This is a genomic window from Rahnella sp. AN3-3W3 (assembly GCF_003263545.1).
GTDB lineage: Bacteria > Pseudomonadota > Gammaproteobacteria > Enterobacterales > Enterobacteriaceae > Rahnella > Rahnella variigena.
Window position 1 is genome coordinate 1 of the sequence record NZ_JYDG01000115.1, and the last position, 20864, is coordinate 20864.

17 protein-coding genes and 1 pseudogene are annotated in these 20864 nt (G+C 52.0%); 10 read left to right on the forward strand and 8 right to left on the reverse strand.

Translation table 11 applies throughout. The features are described 5' to 3' along the window. Positions 1-207 precede the first annotated feature (207 nt). Entirely contained in the window at positions 208-1137 is a 930-nt protein-coding gene (locus tag UC15_RS23790) for a LysR family transcriptional regulator (protein ID WP_112291475.1), read from the reverse strand. A 102-nt stretch (positions 1138-1239) separates the two neighbouring features. On the opposite strand from UC15_RS23790, the gene UC15_RS23795 reads away from it, so the two are divergent. Continuing rightward, the gene (locus UC15_RS23795) at positions 1240-1674 is read left to right on the forward strand and encodes a DMT family transporter (RefSeq protein WP_112291477.1); all 435 of its coding nucleotides are present in this window, start codon (positions 1240-1242) and stop codon (positions 1672-1674) included. A gap of 3 nt (positions 1675-1677) precedes the next feature. Beyond that, on the forward strand, positions 1678-2130 hold the full coding sequence (locus UC15_RS23800) for a DMT family transporter (RefSeq protein WP_112291479.1): 453 nt from the start codon (positions 1678-1680) through the stop codon (positions 2128-2130). 37 nt (positions 2131-2167) lie between these two features. Here UC15_RS23800 and UC15_RS23805 read toward each other — a convergent pair whose 3' ends face one another. Then, the gene (locus UC15_RS23805; RefSeq protein ID WP_112291481.1) at positions 2168-2626 is read right to left on the reverse strand and encodes an RES family NAD+ phosphorylase; all 459 of its coding nucleotides are present in this window, start codon (positions 2624-2626) and stop codon (positions 2168-2170) included. Next, on the reverse strand, positions 2623-3084 hold the full coding sequence (locus UC15_RS23810; RefSeq protein WP_112291482.1) for an antitoxin Xre/MbcA/ParS toxin-binding domain-containing protein: 462 nt from the start codon (positions 3082-3084) through the stop codon (positions 2623-2625). Before UC15_RS23810 ends, UC15_RS23805 begins: the two co-directional genes overlap by 4 nt. A gap of 353 nt (positions 3085-3437) precedes the next feature. Here UC15_RS23810 and UC15_RS23815 point away from each other — a divergent pair, with 353 nt between their 5' ends. Continuing rightward, complete coding sequence (locus UC15_RS23815) at positions 3438-4325, forward strand: nucleoside-specific channel-forming protein Tsx (protein WP_112291485.1); 888 nt, start codon at positions 3438-3440, stop codon at positions 4323-4325. 187 nt (positions 4326-4512) lie between these two features. Continuing rightward, on the forward strand, positions 4513-6105 hold the full coding sequence (locus UC15_RS23820) for an ABC-F family ATPase (protein WP_112291487.1): 1593 nt from the start codon (positions 4513-4515) through the stop codon (positions 6103-6105). A 183-nt stretch (positions 6106-6288) separates the two neighbouring features. Here UC15_RS23820 and moeB read toward each other — a convergent pair whose 3' ends face one another. Together moeB and moeA are read right to left on the reverse strand one after the other, a co-directional pair. Continuing rightward, positions 6289-7050 (reverse strand): molybdopterin-synthase adenylyltransferase MoeB, encoded by a 762-nt coding sequence (gene moeB / locus UC15_RS23825; RefSeq protein ID WP_112291489.1) that lies wholly within the window; start codon positions 7048-7050, stop codon positions 6289-6291. Between the two features lie 2 nt (positions 7051-7052). Next, positions 7053-8293, reverse strand: a pseudogene (gene moeA / locus UC15_RS23830) (molybdopterin molybdotransferase MoeA). Positions 8294-8538: 245 nt separating this feature from the next. Here moeA and UC15_RS23835 point away from each other — a divergent pair. Next, positions 8539-8772 (forward strand): DeoR family transcriptional regulator, encoded by a 234-nt coding sequence (locus tag UC15_RS23835; protein ID WP_013574728.1) that lies wholly within the window; start codon positions 8539-8541, stop codon positions 8770-8772. Between the two features lie 73 nt (positions 8773-8845). Here the strand turns inward: UC15_RS23835 and UC15_RS23840 are convergent, their stop codons facing one another. Together UC15_RS23840 and tsgA are read right to left on the reverse strand one after the other, a co-directional pair. Next, positions 8846-11821, reverse strand: a complete 2976-nt coding sequence (locus UC15_RS23840; protein ID WP_112291490.1) for an autotransporter outer membrane beta-barrel domain-containing protein — start codon at positions 11819-11821, stop codon at positions 8846-8848. Between the two features lie 272 nt (positions 11822-12093). Then, positions 12094-13293 (reverse strand): MFS transporter TsgA, encoded by a 1200-nt coding sequence (gene tsgA, locus UC15_RS23845; protein ID WP_112291492.1) that lies wholly within the window; start codon positions 13291-13293, stop codon positions 12094-12096. A 275-nt stretch (positions 13294-13568) separates the two neighbouring features. On the opposite strand from tsgA, the gene UC15_RS23850 reads away from it, so the two are divergent. The 5 genes from UC15_RS23850 to gsiD all read left to right on the forward strand — a co-directional run bounded on the left by UC15_RS23850 (position 13569) and on the right by gsiD (position 20004). Next, complete coding sequence (locus UC15_RS23850; protein ID WP_112291494.1) at positions 13569-14576, forward strand: isoaspartyl peptidase/L-asparaginase family protein; 1008 nt, start codon at positions 13569-13571, stop codon at positions 14574-14576. After that, entirely contained in the window at positions 14573-16429 is a 1857-nt protein-coding gene (locus UC15_RS23855) for a dipeptide ABC transporter ATP-binding protein (protein ID WP_112291495.1), read from the forward strand. The genes UC15_RS23850 and UC15_RS23855 overlap by 4 nt, the downstream gene beginning before the upstream one ends. 59 nt (positions 16430-16488) lie before the next feature. After that, positions 16489-18045 (forward strand): glutathione ABC transporter substrate-binding protein GsiB, encoded by a 1557-nt coding sequence (gene gsiB, locus UC15_RS23860; RefSeq protein WP_112291497.1) that lies wholly within the window; start codon positions 16489-16491, stop codon positions 18043-18045. A gap of 109 nt (positions 18046-18154) precedes the next feature. Further along, positions 18155-19075, forward strand: coding sequence for a glutathione ABC transporter permease GsiC (gene gsiC / locus UC15_RS23865; protein WP_112291498.1), 921 nt, complete (start codon positions 18155-18157; stop codon positions 19073-19075). 8 nt (positions 19076-19083) lie between these two features. Then, on the forward strand, positions 19084-20004 hold the full coding sequence (gsiD, locus tag UC15_RS23870; protein WP_112291500.1) for a glutathione ABC transporter permease GsiD: 921 nt from the start codon (positions 19084-19086) through the stop codon (positions 20002-20004). A gap of 150 nt (positions 20005-20154) precedes the next feature. Here gsiD and UC15_RS23875 read toward each other — a convergent pair whose 3' ends face one another. Beyond that, positions 20155-20625 carry a type II toxin-antitoxin system PemK/MazF family toxin gene (locus UC15_RS23875; protein ID WP_112291502.1) on the reverse strand — a complete coding sequence of 157 codons (471 nt, stop codon included), beginning with the start codon at positions 20623-20625 and terminating at the stop codon, positions 20155-20157. Positions 20626-20864 lie beyond the last annotated feature (239 nt).

Consider the following 20864-nt stretch of genomic DNA (forward strand, 5'->3'; position numbering starts at 1 on the left):
ACCGCGCAGCGGCAAGATTTCCAGCCTGTCGCAGCGGTCGCTGAAACATAGCCAGCGAGCGGAGCGCGTGTTGAAAAAAGCGAGGGGAGTTCAGAGGGGAAAAGCCTTTCCCCTCTGGTCGGTTTCGCGCGGCGAGTTAAGTGATCACAGCACTTGAAAAACCGAAATTGTCTCGGACTATTCAATAACCCTCCTGGTGCAACTGCCTCACTCCCAATACGCCGGGCTGCCAAACTTCTCCACCAGAAAATCAATCACCGCCCGTACTTTGATCGAAGGGCGTCGGCTGTTCGGGTACAGCGCCGATATGGTTTGCGGCTCCGGTGACGTCGATACCTGATAGTCTTCAAGCACGCTGACCAGACGACCGTCCCGCAATGCATCGCCTATCAGCCAGGTAGGAAATACAACCAGCCCCATGGCGTCGATCCCCGCCTGCGTCAGGGTTTCTGCATTATTACTGGTCAGTGATCCCCGCAGGTTTAGCGAGCGCCATTCCTGTTCAGGCTGACGGAAATACCAGCGCTGCGAACCGGCAAATCCTTTGAAAACCAGACAACTGTGACTGGCTAAATCGTCCGGCGTTTTCGGCGTTCCTGCGCGGGCAAGATACGCCGGACTCGCGGCAAGGCGGAAATTCTGGTGGCCAAGCGTACGCGCCTGCAAAGTGGAATCTGTCATCACGCCGATGCGGATCAGCAAATCCACGCTGTCCTGTAACGGGTCGATGAAATCATCGGTTTGCATCAGTTCAATATTCAGGCGCGGGTATCGCGCGTTGAGCTCATGCAGCCACGGCGCAAGGTGGCGCTGGCCAAACACTACGGGAGCATTGATGCGGATCAGTCCGCCGGGTTCGCTGTCCTGTTCCTGTAAATCCAGCGCGGCGAGATCCAGCTGAGCCAGTACCTGACGCGCATGTTCTGCCAGCAGTTTGCCCGATTCTGTCGGACTGACGGCACGCGTATTTCGGTACAAAAGCTGCGTCTGTAACGCCTGTTCCAGTTGTGAAATCACCCGCGATACGGTTGACGGCGACATCGCTTCCCGGCGCGCCACTTCAGAGAAGCTGCCCTGATCCAGTACGGCGACATACAACCGTAATGCCTGAATATTGATCTGATTAAAACCTTTCATCTGTGCAATTCCTGCAAAGGTATTTTCCTCATTGTGCTGTTTTTCGCATAGTTCTGTCACGCTATAGTCGCCGCCTCTCAAAAAACAAAAAGCAGGGTAAAAATGAATCTGATGTTAATTCCGCTGGTCATTCTGGCGGGGATGGGGCTGTCGCTGGAGGCAGGACTGATTGGTCCGCTGGGAACAGAAGTCGGGCATCTGTGGGCAACACTGAGTATTTTTGGTGTCGGTGCTGTACTGACCGGTTTGCTGGTGCTGTTTTTTAGCCCGCGTAATGCGCCGTCTTTCACAGAACAACCAGGCTGGAAACTGCTGGGTGGCGTCCTCGGTCCCGTGTATGTCGTGGTGCTGACCCTCGCGACACCGGTCATTGGTATCGGCATGACAATGATTGCGATTTTATCAGGGCAGGTGGCGAAAAGTGTGCTGATCGACCATTACGGCTGGTTTGGTACGCCGCATAAGAAAGTCGGCGGTGAACGCCTGCTGGCTCTGCTGTTTATCGTTGCTGCACTTATTCTGATTGCCTGGGGCTGAAACATGACTGAAATGATTATGATTATTCTTGCGATTGTCGCAGGTGCTGCGCTGAGTATGCAGGCGGCAGTCAACGGGCAGTTAGGGGAAAAGGTCGGCGTGCTGAAAAGCGCCTTTCTGACATTCAGCGTCGGCGCAGCAATTACTGCCGTGCTGGTGTTATTCCTGCAAACACCGCAACCGGAAACCTTACTGACGGTACCGAAATGGCAACTTGCGGGGGCGTTATTTGGTGTGCCGTACATCATTGTGATGGTGACTGCCGTCCCGCGTGTCGGTACTGCAGCGGCGACTGTTGCAGTCATCCTCGGACAGCTGAGTATGGGGATGTTGATCGATAATTTCGGCTGGCTGGATAATCCGCAAATTGCGTTGTCATGGCACCGGCTGGCGGCTATTCCCTGTCTGATCATTGCGCTGGCGCTGATATATCGCAGTAACCGGAAAGCGGAATAATCTCTGAAAGTAAAAAGACCCGTCTCTGTAATAGTGGCTATTGCAGGCGCGGGTCAAATATCATCGGTTCGCGTTCTGTTGAACTCAGTAAATCGACAAAAGCCGGATGCTGCGGATTCAGTAACACGTTGTATTCCGACGGCACAATGACCGACGGCACTTTCAGCCCGACATAATCACCTTCCTCGAGCCAGGCGTCACCCTGACGTTGTGTGCTGTCCGGCGGCGATGCACTCCGCCAGTCAGATGCCAGTTCGGAAACTTCCAGCGTATCCAGCAGTTTCTCGGGCACTTCAATACTGAGCAAGGTATACGACCGCATTAGCATACTGTTTTGCAAATGCACCAGGATTTCCAGGATCGCCAGCGAAATACTGGTGGTGACATAAACCACCGGCCTGCCCGGTGGATTCCAGCGCCCGCCGTAAAGCTGCGCACCTGCGCCCGACCAGGCTGTCGCCAGATGGCGGGTTTGCACGATACGATACAGCTTCAATTGAAAACACCGTGCTCAAGACGACCGATCAAACGGCTGACTTCCACCGCACCCGCTTCAGAGGACAGCAGTTCCAGCGGGCGGGAGCCATCCAGTGCCGGAGCTGGGCGGGTAAACCACTCGAGCGCAGCGACACGATCCCCTTCAAACAAATCGGTGGCGGCATCTACGATGCGTACCAGCCGCGCCACTCGCTCGCTCTCTTCACTTTTCAGCAATCCGTTCCCGGCTTTACGACGCGCATAATTACGTTCGTTAATTCCCATTATTTCCAGTAACACCATTTTCGGCCATCCCAGCTCAGTATTAAGACGGCTGATACTATCAACCGGAAATCCCTTTTGTATGGCATTAATCAAACTAATTCCGCTGCTTGCGGGAAGTCCCGCAGATTGCCAAAGCGGCGTTGCAGGTTTTTGCAAAAGGCTGGAAGACAGCCCGGAAATTTTTGAATTCATACTGCGTTCCTCCGTACCGTTATTTGTCATTACTATAGCATGACAAATAACGAATGTTCATTTTATGAACGATGTTTTTTTTCTGGCCCCTGATCACGTGAATGAAATACACCTGAAACATATGTGTGATCAACATCACATTCGGGATGTATCAGAATGAAACAGAAATTGACAAACCTTGACCAAATCTATTTATTAGCTAAGAAAAGTCGACTCTTGTAGGAAGTAACTGGAAATTGCAGGTTTTATGCACTATGTGCAGCAATCGGTTGCGGATCACAGTTTTAGGGTTTGTTTTATGCAACGTCTGAAAGTGGCAAGGCGTTGTCCCACCCCCCGCTTCTGGTATAAATATGAAAAATAAAATTATTGCAGCAGGCGCTTTGATGGCTTTGTCCTACAGCGCGACCGTGCTCGCTGATGATAGCAAGGGCGAATTTGTTTCTGACTGGTGGCATCAGAGTGTTAACGTCGTAGGCAGCGCAGATACCCGTTTCGGGCCGACACTGCGTAACGATGTTTACCTTGAATATGAAGCGTTTGCGCACAAAGACTGGTTTGATTTCTACGGCTATATCGATATTCCTAAAACCTTCGGCGCCGGTAACGGGAACGACACCGGTATCTGGGATAAAAACGGTTCTCCGCTGTTTATGGAAATCGAACCGCGTTTCTCTATCGATAAGCTGACCGGCACTGATCTGAGCTTTGGTCCGTTCAAAGAATGGTATTTCGCGAACAACTATATCTACGATATGGGTCCGGACAGCGAAAACCGTCAGAACACCTGGTACATGGGTCTGGGCACCGATATCGATACCGGCCTGCCGATGAGCCTGTCTCTGAACGTGTATGCAAAATACCAGTGGGAAAACTACAACGCTGCCAACGAAAACAGCTGGGACGGTTACCGTTTCAAAGTGAAATACTTTGTTCCGCTGACTCAGTTGTGGGGCGGCAACCTGAGCTACATCGGGTTCACCAACTTCGACTGGGGCTCCTCACTGGGTGATGACGATATGCGTGACGTGAACGGCAACAAAGCACGTTCCAACAACTCTATCGCCTCAAGCCATATTCTGTCCCTGAACTACACGCACTGGCATTACTCGTTCGTGGCGCGTTACTTCCACAACGGCGGCCAGTGGGCTGACGGCGCAGAGCTGAACTTCGGCAACGGTAACTTCGATGTGAAGTCCACCGGCTGGGGTTACTACGGCGTGATCGGCTATAACTTCTGATCCCCGAATCTGACCTGTAAAACCCGGCTTATGTCGGGTTTTTTGTTTTTATTTCCCCACGATCATTGAGTGTGCAGGGAACTTTTTTAACTATTGCGCGAAAAATGTACACAAGGGGAGGCGATCCCAACGCGCCGTTGTGGCATAATGCGCGCCAAATCACATTTCCCAATTAAGAGCGAGCGTTGTGCTAAGTACTTACAACATCACCATGCAATTCGGCAGCAAGCCGTTATTTGAAAACATTAACGTGAAATTTGGCGGCGGTAACCGTTATGGCCTGATTGGCGCGAACGGTTGTGGCAAGTCCACTTTCATGAAGATCCTCGGTGGCGATTTAGTGCCTTCTGGCGGTAACGTCGTTCTTGATCCGAACGAACGTCTGGGTAAATTACGCCAGGATCAGTTCGCCTTCGAACAGTTCAGCGTGCTGGACACCGTGATCATGGGCCACACCGAATTGTGGGAAGTGAAGGAAGAACGCGACCGCATTTACGCCATGGCGGAAATGAGCGAAGAAGACGGCTACAAAGTGGCTGATCTGGAAGTCGCTTACGGTGAAATGGACGGCTACAGCGCAGAATCCCGTGCCGGCGAACTGCTGCTGGGCGTAGGCATTCCTGTTGAGCAACATTATGGTCCGATGAGCGAGATCGCGCCGGGCTTTAAACTGCGTGTGCTTCTGGCGCAGGCACTGTTCTCGGATCCGGAAATTCTGCTGCTCGACGAACCAACGAACAACCTGGACATCGATACTATTCGCTGGCTGGAGCAGGTGCTGAACGAACGTAACAGCACCATGATCATCATTTCGCATGACCGTCACTTCCTGAACATGGTGTGTACGCACATGGCGGATCTGGACTACGGCGAACTGCGCGTATATCCAGGCAACTACGACGAATACATGACGGCGGCCACGCAGGCTCGTGAACTTCTGACAGCTAACAACGCCAAGAAGAAAGCGCAGATTGCTGAACTGCAATCGTTCGTCAGCCGCTTCAGCGCCAACGCCTCTAAATCTAAACAGGCAACGTCCCGTGCCCGTCAGATTGATAAAATTCAGCTCGATGAAATCAAAGCATCCAGCCGTCAGAACCCTTACATGCGTTTCGAGCAGGACAAAAAACTGTTCCGTAATGCGCTGGAAGTGGAAAAGATCACCAAAGGTTTCGACAACGGTCCGCTGTTTAAAAACCTCGGCCTGATGCTGGAAGTCGGCGAGAAAGTCGCGATTCTGGGTGCCAACGGTATCGGTAAATCGACCCTGCTAAAAACGCTGGTCGGTGAGCATGAGCCGGAAAGTGGTTCAGTGAAATGGTCTGAAAACTCTAAAATCGGTTATTACGCGCAGGATCACGAATACGAATTCGACGATACCCTGAACGTATTCGACTGGATGAGCCAGTGGAAATCCGAGAAAGATGACGAGCAGGCTGTACGCGGTGTGTTAGGCCGTCTGCTGTTCGGTCAGGACGATATCAAGAAGAAAGTGAAAGTGCTTTCCGGTGGTGAGAAAGGTCGTATGTTATTCGGGAAACTGATGATGCAACGTCCAAACATCCTGATTATGGATGAACCAACCAACCACCTTGATATGGAATCCATCGAGTCACTGAACATGGCGCTGGAAATGTATGAAGGAACGCTGATCTTCGTTTCCCACGACCGTGAATTCGTCAGCTCACTGGCAACGCGTATTCTGGAAATGACCCCGACGCGCGTGATTGATTTCTCTGGTAACTACGAAGACTACCTGCGTAGCCAGGGCATCAATTAAACCTCGTCATCCTTCAAGCTGTCTCTGCGTTGGCTTTCCTCACAAACCCCGTCACATACTGATGTATGCTCCCGGGGATTTGTTCAGTTGCCGCCTTGATACAACTCGAATGATTTAGAGGTTCTTATTATTTAAAAAACCGCCGCCGATAAAGGCGGTTTTTTTGTGTCTGAATTTACTGATTCAACAATCACCACACACTTCACAATGCGGATCTTTCATCAGTTTCATTTCGCGAAACTGTAATGTCATGGCGTCGAACATCAGCAGTTTTCCGCGCGGGGTTTCGCCAAATTTTGTCAGCAGTTTGATGGTTTCCATCGCCTGCAAGCTGCCGATGGTGCCGACCAGCGGGGCCATGACGCCAGCTTCCACGCAGGTCAGCGCATTTTCACCGAATAACCGGCTCAGGCAGCGGTAGCAGGGTTCCTGCGGCTGGTAGGTAAATACGCTGAGCTGACCTTCCATACGGATAGCAGCGCCGGAGACCAGCGGTTTTTTCTGCGCGAAACATTCACTGTTCAGCTGATTACGCGTCGTGACATTGTCGGTGCAATCCACCACCACGTCGCAGGCGGCGATCAGCTCACGTAACAAATCGTCATCCGCCTGAGCATTTACCTGATTTAAGCGGATGTGCGGATTGATTGCCGCCAGCGCTATGGCGGCGGAGTCGACTTTCGGCATCCCGATCCGCGCGTCAGTGTGCAGAGTCTGGCGTTGCAGGTTTGAGAGCGATACCGTATCGAAATCCAGCAGCGTTAATGTGCCTGTGCCTGCCGCCGCCAGATATTGCGCGGCGGCGCAGCCTAAACCTCCCAGCCCGACAATCAGCGCGTGGCTGGCTTTCAGCTGTTCCTGCGCATCAAAATCAAACCCTTTCAGTACTATCTGGCGGTTATAGCGCAGGGTTTCAGCGTCCGTCAGTTCCGGCAGAGTCGCCATGTTCAGCTCCACAGCAGCGCGTTAAAAGGCTCGACTTCAACGATTTCGCCAGCCGTAACATTGTCGCGTTCACGCTCAAGCACGATAAAACAGTTAGCCTGGCTGAAGGAGCTGAAGACGTGCGATCCCTGATGGCCGGTAGTGCGCACTTCCAGCTGACCTTCTGCATTGGTGCTGAAAATACCGCGCTGGAAATCGAGGCGTCCCGGCGATTTTTTCAGTGGCGTTACGGCTTTCGCTCTCAGTCGTGGCGGGAACTGCCAGGCACTGTGACCGGAAAGCTGAGCGATAAATGGCTGAACCAGCTGATAAAACGTCAGTGCAGCCGACACCGGATTCCCCGGCAGTCCGCAGAACCAGCTGTCTTTCAGTTTTCCGAAAGCAAACGGTTTGCCCGGTTTCATGGCCAGTTTCCAGAAACCAATTTCGCCCAGTTCATCCAGCATCTGTTTGGTGTAATCGGCCTCACCGACGGAAACACCGCCGCTGGAAATCACCAAATCGGCAAATTCATTGGCTTCTTCAAACGCTTTACGCAATGCCTGCGGATCGTCGCGGATAATGCCTAAATCCAGCACCGTACAACCGAGTTGCTCGAGCATCAGACGCACGGCAAACCGGTTCGTGTCATAAATCTGGCCTTCCTGCAGAGGCGTACCGACAGGTTGCAGCTCATCACCGGTGGAAAATACGGCGACTTTCAGCGGCTTCCAGACCTGTACTTCAGTCACGCCAAGGGACGCCAGCAGCGGTAATTCTGCCGCCCCCAGACGCACGCCCGCAGGCAAAACGCTGTCGCCTTGCTTAATGTCGTCTCCGGTCAGGCGGATATTCTGGCCTTTTTGCGCCGTTGCTGTGAAACGTATTCCCGCGTCTGAAACTTCTGCCTGTTCCTGCATGATCACTGTGTCGGCACCGGCCGGAACCGGCGCACCGGTCATGATGCGGATACAGGTTCCGGCAGGCCATTCGCCATGAAAAGGCGCGCCGGCAAAGGCTTTTCCCGCCACCGGGAGGACTGCGCCCTCGTGCAGATCTTCAATGCGCAGGGCATAACCGTCCATCGCGGAGTTATCAAAAGGCGGGACAAAAATCGGGGAAAGCACCGGCGCCGCAGTAATACGGCCAGCGGCGTTGCCAGTGGCAACGATTCGGCATCCTGCGCTGTTTTTTTCGGAACGTAAGCGCGCATTTTATCCAGCGCTTCCTGAAGTGAGATCAAACCTGCAGTGTTGAATTCCATCAAAATTCCTTAGTGATTCAGCCCGGCGACGCGGGCGTACTCACCGGCGACGGACGGGAAAATGGGGCATGAGCATAGTATGACAGAGAATCGGGACGAACCAAAAACCGCTGAAGGCGTAAAAACTTCGTGGGGATTTCTGAAAAATTGAGATCGATCCCAAAATTACGGATGTAACGCGGTTATCATAGTTACCGTTATTTGTGATTTGTGTCACATATCTGTCATATACACAGGAATAACCGGTGCTTAAAAAAAATCGCCATCAGGCCATCCTTCAGTTGGTAGAACAACATGAAGTGTTACAGGTTAGCGAACTGGCACAATCGCTGGATGTGAGTCTTGAAACGATCCGACGTGATTTGAGTGAAATGCAGGACAAGGGATTGATTTTACGCCGCCATGGACGCGCGCGTCGTCTGGCCGCTCAGCCTGAAACATCCTGGCTAAACAGTTTGCAGCGCTGCCCGCAGCTTTAAAGGCGCAGCTAAATAAGAAAAGGGAAGGCTTTTATGCCTTCCCTTTTTTATGCACATGATTCACAAGCCCGAATTAAAAATGTCCCTGAATACCAATATGACCGACGTAACCTTCCATATCGCTGTCAAACCCTTTGACGTATTTCACATCAGCATACACCGAGGTATTTGGCGCAAGTTGTGCCGTCATGCCTGCCCCGGTTTGCCAGTATTGATCGGAGAAATCCGTTGTGCTGATATCGGCTCCGCCGACATTGATATCTGGTGAGTCCGAGACATTACTCAGTACATCGGCAGTCAGATAAGGTTTGAATTTTTCAGTGGCTTTATCTTCAGCCTGATCACGGAACAAACGCAGCCCGGCGCGCGCGGTGCCCTGATTTACAGTGACGCCAGAGATATCAGAAATCTCATCGCTGAAATCTTCAGCATTCAGATACTGATAAATAATCTGTCCCTGTGGTTCAAGTTTCCAGTTAGTGCTGACGATATAAGGTTTTCCTCCCTCAGCGGAAAGCAATACGCCGTAGCTGTCCTGTTTAGCGTCATGCAGGCTGTCATACTGATTGCGATACCACGTGAACTGACCGACCACATCAATGTAAGCGCCATCTTCGGCATAACGTGTGTAATAACCCCCGAGGCTGTAAGCATCGCTGCGCACCGAACCGGTGTCGGCACTTTTACCGGCCAGGGTGCGAACCTGATCCTGCGCATCAGTGCTTTGATTACCCAGGGTTGCCATGATGCCAGCGTGGACTCGCGTCCCGTTTTTCAGCTCATCCTGATACAAATCGGTCCCGAACTGCGCAAACCAGTAATCACTGTCGTAATCAAAACGGCCTGCGTCAAAAGTGGTGTGCTCGCCGCCGGTTCTTGCCCAGGACCGATTGTTATAGCCTTTGCCGTAAGCTTCGGTGTCGCCCATGCGTTCATGCAAGGTTCCCGCGATACGCATGCCGTAATACAGATTCAGATAGGGTGCCGCGATATAGCCGGGAATTTCGCCCCGGTATGTCTCGGGAGAAACGGGAGAATCGGGAGCGGGCACGGGGACATCCGGCGTCGGATTATCTGGCGTTGGCACATCTGGCGTGGGGACATCAGGAACCGGTGCGTCAGGCGTGGGAATTTCAGCGCGCAGATACCAGTCATTATTATCCCCGGTTGCCTCTTTACTGCCTTCAAAGAGGTAATAGTCATAAGCGCCAATACTGACAGTGTTTCCCAGACTGAATAAACCTTTATGACGTGCCACATCATCAATTTGAGCGACAAGTATTCCGTCATTAACTGTTTTTGCTGCCTTACCGGACGTCGTGATATTTAAATTAAACTGCCCTGAAGCGGTACCTGTAACATGAATCAAATCCCCCGCGCTGTTTCCCTGCGCATCTTGTACCAGCGACGTATTCATAAAGAACGTACCGCTGCCTGACAGATTTTGCATTTCCAGCGTTTTGTAATCACCTTGATCGGAAAACCGGATGCTGGCGTTATTCATATTAAGAGAGTCGATGCGGGATGAGTCGGTCATCAGCCACTGACTGTCCTGCGCATCAATATTAATCGTACCGGCAGGGGCAGACGTCAGCGCCGCGCCATTTACCGCGCTGCCTTGCCAGGTTGAATTAAGCAAATTGAGCGTCAGCTGGCTGGCGATCGGGTCTTCATCTGCGCTTAGCGCAATAAGGTTACCGTTGATGATGCTGCCGTTGCTGGCATCGACCGACAAGTGTGCAATCTGGCTGGCGCTTTTCCCAGCCACAACAAAGGCATCCGCGGCACTTAGTGAGCTGTTATCCAGCGTGACAGCCCATTCACCTTCGGCAGCATGCACGCCTTGTGTTTTCCCTGCAAGCCGGGAGTTTTTGATGTCCAGAGTGCCGCCAAAGGCATAATCAGGCGTGGCATACGAGGCGATCAGATCAACCAGTGGTTTATCCGATTGTGTGTTTTCCATCACAACCTTATTAAGATTTACGTTGCCCTGATGGCTGATCTCTATACCGCTTGTGGTACTACCGCTGCTGATAATGCCATTGACGACTGAAACAACTGAGTTATCGTTTGAGCTGATTGCCACACCTGCGGAATGGATATCGGTGTCGACTAGTGTGACGTAACTGTTCGCATTACTTTCTATCGCAGTGCTGCCTGCATATTCAGTATTAACAGAACCGCCGTTCATTAAGACACCGGCATTTCGGGTAGAGTAAATCGCACGGGAATCTTCACCGGTCGTGGTTATAACCGCATCCTCGGAGAAAAGAATGAACCCGTTATCTTCAGCATATAAGGCATTCGTATGATCACCGTGTGTGGTGACCGTGCTGCCACTGCCGGTAATAAGCACATCATTTCTTTTATGCAGTTGAGATTCTGCATTGTTTAAAATAATACCTTCAGAGAAATCACCTTCCGTGGTGATGTTAACTTTATTTATTGTTCCTATTCCCCCCGTCTGAATCACTAAACCATCAGAAGATGAGCCGGCCGTGTTAATGGTCAACGTGCCTGAAATAGTAACTTCGGATTCATCATTTGCTGTAAATGCGGGAGTGTTATTATTACGGATATTCACAGAAACATCATTTGCAGAGTTAAATGATGTGCCTTCTCCTTCTAAAATAATGCCTTTGCCTTCGCCGTAGACATCCACGGCTAATGGGCCAGATAAATCGACGCGTCCCGCGCTGGTAAGGAGCATAGCTTCGGTTAAGGTGCCGTGGGTTGTGATCGATATGGGAGCCGCGACAGATTGCTGCATAGTGCCGCCATCATGAATGTAGAAGGCAGGAATACTGTGGTTGTCGCCCGTTGCCCAGGTTGTAGCAATGACGCCATCCAGATACCCCTGGGTGGAAAGGTCGAAGGGGGAAGCTCCACTGATATCAAATAAGGGTAAATTAGTCACATTGCCGTATTCATCTTTATCGTCAATTTCTGTGGCGATTGCATTATTAGCAAGAGATACCGCGATGGTGAGAGGAGTTATCTTTATTAAATTAAATGCGAGTGCTTTCCATTTCATAGGTTGTTTTTTCATTTATTAATAGCCTGGCGGTCCTCCTGTAAAATATTATGCTACATATTCTACCTATTTTAATTTCCTATAGGATTAATTGTATATATGGATATGCTTAATTATAAATGTTGCCGGGTGTGTAAAAACAAAGGAGATAACAGGCTGAATATCATGAGATTAAAGAGTAATGAATGTTCATATTGTTTCAAGGTATATCTTTTATCGATCAGATGTAAAAAAACAGACCACAAAAGTGGTCTGTTTTTAATTTTCCCGGACTCTGTCAGACGGTGTTAATGCGCGGTAACTTCGTGGTTAATCTTTTCGGCCTTACTCTTCAGGCTGGCAAGTACCACCATCAGCACCAGCAACGCGTAGGAAATGGTCGCGATGTTCAGCGCCCAGAACAGACCGTATTCGTTGTAGATGAATGAGGAGAAGGAAGCGAAAATCAGTGTGCCGACAGAACTGGTGGTCAGCAGCGCAGAAGTCAGCGTTGGCGGTGAGTTTTTCACCTGCAGGCTGCCGTAGCTCATCAGGCCCGAGAACATTCCTGAGTTACAGAAACCGAACAGACCGACCGCGAACAGCACCAGAGACGGCGAGTTGCTGGTGGTCAGCACCGCCAGACTTGCCATACCGACAATCACGGAAATCAGCAGGAAAGTACGCAGTTTGACGAAGCGGACTGTGAACTGATTCAGGAACAGGCCAATCGCTTTCACCATCCAGTAAGTGGTGATGTAAATCGCTGCGCGATCCGTTTCCATGCTGAAATGTTCATGCAACCAGCTCGGCATCCATAGCGTGAAGACCAGTTCGGTGAATACAAAGGCAAACAGGGCAATACACAGGAAGAAGACTGCAATGCCCCATGGCTCTTTCGCCACGTTGTGCGTAGATTCGTTTTTCACCGGTTGCGGCACATTTGGGAATTTCTGACCTGCGCACAGTAAAATCATCAGCAGGCTCAGTACGCCCATAATGCCGTACATCGCCAGCCAGCTTGCACCGTGTTTGAACAGGAAACCGAGCACCAAAGACAATGTCATACCAGAAAGTGCAAAGAAGAAGTCGGTGAAGATTAAGTTGGCGGAACGCTTTTTCGGGTCGTCGTTGATACGCACCACCAGATAGCTGCCGATAGACATCATCAGACCCGCCGTGGCACCGATCAGGAACACGCCCACACCAAACAGCGTAATCGACGGCATGATAAACAGGGCGATACACACCAGCACGGAAATGAAAGAGCCGGTCATCAGCTGTTTGCCCAGATCAAACTTACGCATAAGAATGCCGCTGATCATGATAGGCAGGAACAGGCCAATGTTCATTAATGAAAACATTTGCCCGATAAAACCCGGATCTTTGTTAAAAGCTGTAGCCACTGGCCCGATAACGATGCCCAGAGTGGAGACGAGTCCCCCTGTAAAAAAGTAACTTAGCCACGAAATCACATTAAGACGCGGGCGGTTATAAACAGTTTCCATAAACTGATTTCCTAAAAAGAGAAAATAAAAAGTCGCGGTAAGCTTATCCAGAGGTGCTTTTGCCGCGATTAGGACGTTTATTATTGCTGTTCTCTGGTGATTTGTCCCGCATGTATATTCAATTGCAGCATTTGTTTTTCCTAAACAATCTAAGCAATTAGCGCCATTTTAGTGGCGATGCATTTCTGCTTTACATACTGTAGCGGGCTAAATATAGTCAAAAAACAGGTCAACATCTTCCATACATAAATACAACATCGAAAGGTGCAGTGCTAATGAGTTCTTCTACTGATAATTCAGCGGCTTCCGTTTCGAACAAGAAGCGTCCGGTCATTGCTATTCATGGTGGTGCCGGGGCAATAACCCGTGCGGCAATGAGCGCCGAAAAAGAACAACTTTACCTGGCCGAACTGGAAAGGATTGTCAGTGCCGGGCAGGCGATTCTGGCCGCGGGTGGCAGCGCACTGGACGCCGTAACCGAAGCCGTGCGCCTGCTGGAAGAATGCCCGTTATTTAATGCCGGCAAAGGTGCGGTATTTACCCATCAGGGTACGCATGAATTAGATGCCTGCATTATGGATGGCCGCACGCTGGATGCCGGTGCGATTTGCGGCGTCAGCCATATCCGCAATCCTGTTCTGACCGCCCGTAAGGTGCTGGAAAACAGCCCGCACGTCCTGTTCACCGGTGCAGGCGCAGAAGATTTTGCTCGTGCCAATGGTCAGGAAATGGTGGAACCAGCGTATTTCTTCACTCAGGAACGTTATGATCAGTTGCAGCGCGCTATTGCCGCGGATACCGGCGTAATGCTCGATCACGACGGGGCGTCGCTGAATGCTTCAGGCGACCCGATTGATCCGGAACGTAAATTTGGCACCGTAGGCGCGGTGGCGATAGATGAACTCGGTAATCTGGCGGCGGCAACATCGACCGGCGGAATGACTAACAAACAGGCCGGACGCGTCGGTGATTCGCCGATTATTGGCGCCGGTTGTTACGCCAGCAACGATACGGTTGCGATTTCCAGCACCGGCACCGGTGAAGTGTTTATGCGCACCGTGGCTGCCTACGACGTGGCGGCGCTGATGGATTACGCCGGTTTAACGCTGGCAGAAGCGACACACAAAGTGGTGCAGGAAAAATTGCTGCCACTGGGCGGGAGCGGCGGGATGATCGCTGTCGATAAATTTGGCAACGTGGAACTGCCTTTCAACAGTGAGGGTATGTATCGCGGCTTTGCCCGCGTGGGTGAAGCACCTGTCGTCAGTATTTACCGCTCATGAATAATTCCCTGACTCTGCCTCCGGACCACGTTCTGGCGGTCAGCCAGCTCAGCGTGCAGTTCGCGCATGACGGGCACATCATCCCTGCGGTGAATCAGCTAAGTTTTCACGTGAAGCGCGGCGAAACGCTGGCGATAGTCGGTGAATCCGGCTCAGGTAAATCCGTTACCTCGCTGGCGCTGATGCGTCTGGTGGAGCAGGGCGGCGGGCAGATCACCCAGGGTGAAATGCAATTTCGCCGCCGTAACGGTGAGGTCGTTGATCTGATGGCAGCAACGCAACCCGCCATGCGCAGCCTGCGCGGTGCGGACATGGCGATGATATTTCAGGAGCCGATGACCTCGCTCAATCCGGTATTTCCGGTAGGCGAACAGATCGCCGAATCTATCCGTTTACATCAGGATAAAGATCATCGCGCCGCCCGTGCCGAAGCCTTACGTATGCTGGATCTGGTGCGCATTCCTGAAGCCAAAAATATTCTCGACAGCTATCCGCATCAGCTTTCCGGCGGTATGCGCCAGCGGGTGATGATCGCGATGGCGCTGTCGTGTAAACCGGCGTTACTGATTGCCGATGAACCGACTACGGCGCTGGACGTGACCATTCAGGCGCAGATTTTACAGCTGATCCGTGTGCTGCAAAAAGAGATGCACATGGGCGTGATTTTCATCACCCACGATATGGGTGTGGTGGCGGAAATCGCCGATCGTGTTCTGGTCATGCATCAGGGTAACAGCGTGGAAACCGGAGAAGCGGGCGCGATATTTCGTACACCTCAACAGCCTTACACGCAGACGTTGCTGGCGGCCGTGCCAAAGCTCGGATCCATGGCCGGTAAACCACTGCCCGCCCGCTTCCCTGCGCCCGACCAGCAGGAAAGCGATCCCGAACTGATTCAAAACACCCTGACACCCGGCGTGCCGCCGATATTGCAGGTGCGTGATCTGGTGACCCGTTTCGACTTGCGCAGCGGTATTTTCAACCGCGTGACACGTCGTGTGCATGCGGTTGAAAAAGTCAGTTTTGATTTACATCCCGGTGAAACGCTGGCGCTGGTGGGCGAATCCGGTTGCGGAAAATCCACCACTGGCCGTTCGTTGCTCAAACTGGTGAAAAGTCAGGGCGGGACCATCACCTTTGATGGCAAGACGCTGACAGATATCAGCGGCAGCGCACTGCAACATCTGCGGCGTGATATTCAGTTTATTTTTCAGGATCCTTATGCGTCGCTCGACCCGCGTCTGACGGTCGGGTATTCGATTATGGAGCCGTTGCTGGTGCATAACCTGGCAAAGGGCGCAGAGGCGGAAGCGCGCGTCGCGTGGTTGCTGGAGAAAGTCGGGCTGCTGCCGGAACATGCGCAGCGCTATCCTCACGAATTTTCCGGCGGTCAGCGGCAGCGAATTTGTATCGCCCGCGCACTGGCGCTCAATCCCAAAGTGGTGATTGCTGACGAGTCGGTGTCGGCGCTGGATGTGTCGATCCGCGCGCAAATCGTCAACCTGCTGATGGATTTGCAGAAGGAGTTCGGGCTGGCATTTTTGTTTATTTCACACGATATGGCGGTGGTGGAACGCATCAGTCATCGCGTTGCCGTGATGTATCTCGGTCAGATTGTGGAAATCGGCTCGCGCCGCGCGGTGTTTGAAAATCCGCAGCATCCGTATACCCGCAAACTGATGGCGGCGGTGCCGGTGGCCGATCCGGGTCATAAGCGCAAAGATCAGGCGCTGCTGGTGGATGAAATTCCCAGTCCCATTCGTGCGCTTAATGATGAGCCGGTTGTCGCACCGCTGGTTCAGGTGGCGGAAGGGCATTTTGTGGCCCGGCACGCCATTGCAGGCGTTTACTGATTTTTATGGTGGCTCATTTTGAGCCACTTTTTAACGGGTAAGACAGGAAAGGAACTGATATGAATCAGCATAAACATAAAGGTAAGAACGTAGTCCGTCAGGCCGTGCTCGCTGCCGCTGTTTTCGGTTCGCTGGCGTCGGCGTCTGCCTGGGCGGCAAAAGACGTGGTTGTCGCGGTAGGTTCTAACTTCACCTCGCTTGATCCTTATGATGCCAATGACACCTTGTCGCAGGCAGTGGCCAAATCTTTCTATCAGGGGCTGTTTGGCTTTGATAAAGACATGAAGCTGGAAAACGTGCTGGCCGACAGCTACACGGTCAGCAAGGACGGTCTGGTTTATACCATCAAACTGCATCCCGGCATCAAATTCCAGGACGGGACGGATTTCAACGCTGCGGCTGTTAAGGTTAACTTTGACCGCGCGAGTAATCCGGACAGCCACCTCAAACGCTATAACCTGTTTAAAAATATTGCCAGCACCGAAGCGGTCGATGACACCACGGTAAAAATTACGCTGAAAGAACCGTTCTCCGCGTTCATCAACATTCTGGCGCATCCGTCTGCGGTGATTATTTCTCCGGCGGCGCTGACTAAATACGGCAAAGACATCGGCTTCCATCCGGTCGGTACCGGCCCGTACACGCTGGAACAGTGGAACCAGACCGACTTCGTGAAAGTGAAGAAATTCGACGGTTACTGGAAAAAAGACGAGCCGAAACTCGACACCATCACCTGGCGTCCGGTCGTAGATAACAATACCCGCGCCGCGATGCTGCAAACCGGTGAAGCGGATTTGGCGTTCCCGGTGCCTTATGAGCAGGCCGCGTTGCTGGAGAAAAACGATAAGCTGGATCTGGTCACCGCACCGTCAATTCTGCACCGTTACATCAGTTTTAATGTGACGCAAAAGCCTTTCGATAACGTCAAAGTGCGTGAGGCCATCAACTACGCCATCAACAAACAGGCGCTGATTAAAGTGGCCTTTGCCGGTTACGCGGTGCCATCAGAAGGGCCGTTGCCGCAGGGCATCGAATACGCCGCGAAATTCAAACCGTGGCCGTATGACCCTGCTAAAGCCAAACAATTGCTGAAAGAAGCCGGTTATCCGGACGGTTTCACCACCACGCTGTGGTCGTCGCACAATAACAGCACGGCGCAGAAAGTGTTGCAGTTCACCCAGCAGCAACTGGCGCAGGTCGGTATCAAAGTGACAGTCACCGCCATGGATGCGGCGCAGCGTGCTGCGCAGGTTGAGAACGTCGGGCAGAAAGAGGCGGGTATCCGCATGTTCTATACCGGCTGGTCGGCGTCTACCGGCGAAGCCGACTGGGCGCTGTCGCCGCTGTTCTCCACGCAGGCTGCGCCACCGAAGCAGTTCAACACCGCGTTCTACAGCAATGCGCAGGTGGATAAAGATCTGTCTGACGCGCTGAAAACCACCGACAAAGCCGAGAAAGCCAAATTGTACGCCGATGCCCAGAAACAAATCTGGACTGATGCACCGTGGGCATTCCTGGTGACCGAACGTCTGGTGTCGGCGAAAAATAAACGCCTGACCGGGTTCTATGTGATGCCGGATACGGCGTTCAGTTTTGATGATGCAGACGTGAAATAATACGCGGTGAAGCTTTCAGGGCGTGTGGCGCACAGCGTGCGCGCCCTGAACTCATGTGTTCCGGGTCCGGAACATGGATGTCGAACCGTGAAATCACAGACAGCGAATCATGCTTAATTATTTTTTAAAACGATTACTCGGACTGATCCCGACACTGCTGATTGTGGCGGTGCTGGTGTTTTTATTTGTGCATCTGCTGCCGGGCGATCCGGCGCGGCTGATGGCCGGACAGGACGCCGACGCCAGCGTTGTAGAGCTGGTACGTCAGGATCTCGGGCTGGATAAACCGCTTTATCAGCAATTCCTCACTTTCTTTGGCAATGCGCTGACCGGTGATTTCGGTCACTCGATGGTGTCAAAACGCCCGGTCATTGATGAAATCAGTTCCCGCTTTATGCCGACTTTCTGGCTGACGATGACCAGTATGCTGTGGTCGGTGATTTTCGGACTGGTCATTGGCGTGGTGTCTGCCGTCTGGCGTAACCGCTGGCCGGATCGTCTCGGTATGGCGCTGGCCGTCTCTGGTATTTCCTTCCCGGCGTTTGCGCTGGGCATGTTGCTGATGCAAATCTTTTCCGTTGAACTGGGCTGGTTGCCGACGGTGGGTGCTGACAGCTGGCAGCATTACATTCTGCCTTCCGTAACGCTCGGCGCAGCGGTGGCGGCGATCATGGCCCGCTTTACCCGCGCTTCATTTGTCGAGGTCATGCAGGAAGATTACATGCGCACCGCTCGCGCTAAAGGCGTGCATGAAGCGGTGGTGGTGGTTAAACACGGTCTGCGCAACGCGATGATCCCGGTGGTCACCATGATGGGGCTGCAATTTGGCTTCCTGCTTGGCGGCTCGATTGTCGTGGAAAAAGTCTTCAACTGGCCGGGGTTAGGGCGGTTGCTGGTCGATTCCGTTGAGATGCGTGATTATCCGGTGATACAGGCAGAAGTGTTGCTGTTTTCGCTGGAGTTCATCCTCATCAATCTGCTGGTGGACATGCTGTACGCCGTCATCAACCCTTCCATCCGATACAAGTGAGTGAACGCATGAAAAACTGGCGGCGAAATGCCGTACTCGCGAGTTTGCCGATTATCACACCGGGAACTGCGCAATCGCAGGCGGTTCGCACACCGTGGAAAGCGTTCTGGCGGCGTTTCCGCAGGCAGCATATTGCGATGATAGCGGGTGCTTTTATCCTGTTACTGATTGTCGCCGCGATGTTTGCGCCGTGGCTGGTGCCGTTTGATCCGGAAAATTATTTCGATTATGACCGTCTGAACGAAGGCCCGTCGCTGATCCACTGGCTCGGCGTGGATTCACTGGGGCGCGATATTTTCAGCCGGATTCTGATGGGCACGCGGATATCACTCACCGCGGGCGTACTTTCTGTGGTGCTCGGCGCAGCGATCGGCACGGTGTTCGGATTACTGGCCGGATACTACGAAGGCTGGTGGGACCGCATCACCATGCGCGTTTGCGACGTGCTGTTTGCCTTCCCCGGTATTCTGCTGGCGATTGCCGTGGTGGCGGTGATGGGCAACGGTATGTCGAACGTGATCATCGCGGTCGCTATCTTCAGTATCCCGGCATTCGCACGTCTTGTTCGCGGCAACACACTGGTGCTCAAACAGCAAACCTATATTGAATCGGCGCGCAGTATCGGCGCATCCGACGCCACGATTTTGTTCCGTCACATTCTGCCGGGCACGTTGTCATCAATCGTGGTGTATTTCACCATGCGTATCGGCACATCGATTATCACCGCTGCCAGCCTGTCGTTCCTCGGAATGGGCGCACAGCCGCCAACGCCGGAGTGGGGCGCGATGCTCAACGAGGCCCGCGCCGATATGGTCATGGCGCCGCACGTGGCAATCTTTCCAAGTCTGGCGATATTCCTGACCGTACTGGCGTTTAATTTGCTGGGGGATGGGTTAAGGGATGCGCTGGATCCGAAATTGAAGAATTGATTTTTGGAATAGTGAGATTTTCTGAAATATAAAAATGCAGAAGCCCGATCATAACTAATCGGGCTTCGCGATCCCTCAAGGGGACGGTGGATATCAACTGAAAGGCCTCTGTGGGCAACGCGGAGAATATTATCAATTAGCGGGAATAAGTCAAATTGATTGCGTTCCATGAATTGAGTTTTCAGATATTTTAATCGAATTAACGATAGCTTGCTGGATTAACGTAATTATAGGGCTGGGAATGCACTGAGATAACCACCCACGTGCAGCAAGCATGGGTTTGTTTAATCGATTATTACTGACGGTTTGAACCATATCGCATTTTGCCCAACACGTTACAGGCGAGAAGTACCTGAGATCTTCAATGATTCCGGCATCGAGTTGAACGTGTATTCCTCTTTTGAGTTTGATTTCATCCTTCGTGGTAGATAAGGGAACAACGATAGAGGAATTACCATTAAGTTTTCCATTAAGCACAATCACTAAACGGCGCTTCACCATTTCTGGTGGCATGTGTGCATCAACAATATTATCCAGAATAAAGCCGTTTTTATCTCTGGGATAATGGCCGTAGTTGCAGTCGAGGATTTGCCCAACCTTGGGTGAGAAATTTATTGCCATTACAATTCCTTTGTTTGCATTCACAAACAAAGAACATATCCCGCCCTAAAATACCTGCCAATGACTGAATCCGGTAATTACGAGACGTCTTCCAGGAAATAATTAGCGATTACATTTACGTTGCAAATAGACGAGTTAATTCATTGTCGCACAGAAGAACTCCCTCCCCTGCGAAGGGGAGGGTTGGGGTGGGGTATTAATGCAGAATCAATAAGTTGAAGTGTGCTCTGACCGGGTGT